Raw genomic sequence first — 2,893 nt, forward strand, 5'->3', positions numbered from 1 at the left:
AGCACGATGCGAGCCCGCGCAGCCAGCGCCTGGGCCGTGCTGCGCCGGGCCGCCAGCGCCGCAAGCTCGGCTCGTTCCGCTTCACTCAGCTCAAGCGCAACCGCCCGACGTCCCATCCCGACCTCCTAGACTGGCCGAGAAGCCTCTCACCCTACAAGGGCCGTATACAAGAACGAATTTCTGGTTCGGAACACTAGCAGCGAAGCACCTGAGACAGTGGAGAATGTCCCGGCTACAACGAGGAGCTGTTGGCTGGTTAGGTCATGGGAGAATGAAAGGGGCCCCACTCTCCGCACACACCGCCCGCACCTCCTCTACCAGCGTCCGCACCATAGGAATTCCATCACGCTGTCGCTGCTCGGTTACCTCGTGCTCCGGGTCACCGGGGATTAGGACGGGGTATGCAGGGTCGGCTGGGGTGTTGGCGCGGAGGCGGGCGAGGAGGTCTTCCAGGTCGTTCTGGAAGTCTTCGCGCTCCCGGAAGGCGGTCGGGTCCAGCACGAGGAAGAAGTGGCCGGTTTCGCGCATGGCGCTGCCGGAGCCGGTGAGGGTGGCGCAGAGGATTTCGACCATGAGCGCCAGGCCGTAGCCCTTATGGGCGCCGAGTTCGCGGGTGCCGCCGAGGGGGGCGAGGCGGCGGGCTTCGAAGGCCTTTTGTGAGTCGGTTTCGGGGCCGCCGTGTTCGTTGATGGCCCAGCCGGCGGGGAGGGGTTTCCCGGCGCGGCGGGCGATGTTGACCTTGCCATAGGCGACGGTGGTGGTGGCCATGTCCAGCAAGACGGGGCGGGATTTGTCCTTCGTGGGGACGGCGAAGGCGAGGGGGTTGGTGCCGAGAGCGGGTTGTGTGCCGCGCACGGGGACGAGGAGGTGGCTGGCGTTGGTGAGGGAGATGGCAACGAGGCCTTCTTCCGCCGCCATGCGGGCGTACCAGCCGGCGGCGCCGTAGTGGTTGGAGTTGGCGACGCCTGCCACGCCGATGCCGTGCTGCCTGGCCTTTTCCATCGCCGCGCGGATGGCCTGGTGGGCGGGGACGTGGCCCATCGCCTTGTTGCCGTCGAAAAGGATGGCGGGGCCGTTGTCCCGCGTGACGGTGGGGGTGGCGCGGGGGTCGAGGCGGCCTTCGCGCAGGAGCTTCTGGTAGTGGGGGAGCATGCCGACGCCGTGGGAGTCCACGCCACTCAGGTCGGTTTCGACCATGATGGTGGCGGTGATGTCCGCGTCGTCCTGGGACATGCCCCAGGTGGTGAAGACGGTGGTGAGCTGCCGGTGCAGGAGATCGGCGGGAATTGTGAGGACGTTTTCCATCTCGCTATTAGATCGCGGGGTCCGGGGGGTGCGTCCACCCCCCGGTCGGGGGTCCGGGGGCCGAGGCTCCCGATTCCTGTCAGGACGGATTGATGCGCGTGATCTTGGTGCCGTTGAGGGCCAGGGCCGCCATGAGGCCTTCCTGGTTGAAGGTGATGGCGTAGACGGGCTCCCGCAGGGTGGTGGCCGTGATGTTGGCCTGGAGGCCACGGTCCAGCACGACCACGCTGGGGCCGGTGCCGATCTCCCAGCCATCCGCGCGCATGAGGGCGTTCAGGGCTTCGTCGGTCATGAAGAACATGGCGAGGCCGGAGGCCTGGGCGCCGGCGAGGAAGCCGAGGGAGACGCCCGCGATGTTGAAGTAGCCGCGGGTGTTGCCGCCCTGGAGGAGGGCGCCTTCGCCGTATTGGCCGCCGACGATGAAGCCGCCCTGGATGATGCGGGGGAAGACGAGGACGGCGCGGGCCTGGGCGAAGAGGGGCCGCGTGTTGTCCAGGTTGCGGAGGCGGGTGAGGGCGGCCGCGACGTCCGCGTCGATTTCGGCGGCGGTGGCGGCCTGGGCGGGTTTCGGGTGGAGGAGGGTTGTGGTTGTGGCCGCCAGGGCGAGTGCCGTGGCGGGGAGGATGCGGGCCGTGAGGTTGCGGCGGGTGGTGGGGTTGGTTCTTTCGGTCATGGCGTTGCTGTCCGGTTCGTGCCCCGTGGGTTGCGGGGCTTCCGTTCCGGCGGAACGCGCGCGGGGCGTTTGGTTTTCGCGCCCGAGCGGGGTTGCGTCAGGCCATGCCCAGGACGTGTTTCATTCCGTAGAGCCCCGGGGGTTGGGTGGTGGCCCAGAGGGCGGCGCGGACGGCGCCGGTTGCGTAGACCCGGCGGTCGAAGGAGCGGTGGGTGAGGCTGATGTGTTCGGAGGCGGAGGCGAAGAGGAGGGTGTGTTCGCCCACCACCTGTCCGGCGCGGAGGGCGGCGAAGCCGATGGCGCCGGTCTTGCGGGGGCCTGTGTGGCCGTCTCGTCCGGATTCGATGCCGGCTTGTTCGAGGGTGGTGTTGCGGCCGGCGGCGACGGCGCGGCCGAGGGCGATGGCGGTGCCGGAGGGGGCGTCGACTTTCTGGCGGTGGTGGGTTTCGACGATTTCGGCGTCGTAGGTTTCGCCGGGGAGGGCGGCGGCGAGGCGTTCGGCGATGGCGATGGCCAGGTTCACGCCCGGGGCGAAGTTGGCGGCGTAGACGATGGGGATCTGGCGCGCGAGTTCGGCGATGGCGGCTTCCTGGGCCGCGTTGAGGCCGGAGGTGCCGAGGATGAGGGGTTTGCCGGCGCGGGCGGCGGCTTCGGCGTGTGTGGTGGCGGTTTCGGCGTTGGTGAAGTCGATGAGGGCGTCGGCGGAGGCGGCGAGGGTGTCCGGGGTGGTGCCCGGGGTGGAGCGGGAGGTGCCGCCGGCGAGGGTGGCGCCGGCGGCGGTGGTTTCCTCGCTCAGCAGGCGGCCCATGCGGCCGGTGATGCCGAAGATGCCGATGGATGCCACGCTGCTGTTCTCCCCCGTTTATGGTGCGTGCCGTTTTGGGGCGGAACGGGGGCGGGGGGAAGTGGGGTGGT

The 2,893-nt window shown here is 69.4% G+C and carries 3 protein-coding genes; all 3 read right to left on the bottom strand.

Annotation, left to right across the window (positions count from 1 at the left end):
• Positions 1 to 261 precede the first annotated feature (261 nt).
• Positions 262 to 1,305, bottom strand: coding sequence for an Ldh family oxidoreductase (locus GSE44_RS24935; RefSeq protein WP_159351519.1), 1,044 nt, complete (start codon positions 1,303 to 1,305; stop codon positions 262 to 264).
• Positions 1,306 to 1,384: 79 nt separating this feature from the next.
• Positions 1,385 to 1,978, bottom strand: coding sequence for a lipid-binding SYLF domain-containing protein (locus GSE44_RS24940; protein WP_159351520.1), 594 nt, complete (start codon positions 1,976 to 1,978; stop codon positions 1,385 to 1,387).
• A gap of 97 nt (positions 1,979 to 2,075) precedes the next feature.
• Positions 2,076 to 2,822 (bottom strand): 4-hydroxy-tetrahydrodipicolinate reductase, encoded by a 747-nt coding sequence (gene dapB, locus GSE44_RS24945; protein ID WP_268893702.1) that lies wholly within the window; start codon positions 2,820 to 2,822, stop codon positions 2,076 to 2,078.
• Between the last annotated feature and the right edge of the window lie 71 nt (positions 2,823 to 2,893).

The sequence above is a fragment of the Muricoccus harenae genome (assembly GCF_009848505.1).
GTDB classification, from domain to species: Bacteria; Pseudomonadota; Alphaproteobacteria; order Acetobacterales; family Acetobacteraceae; genus Roseomonas; species Roseomonas harenae.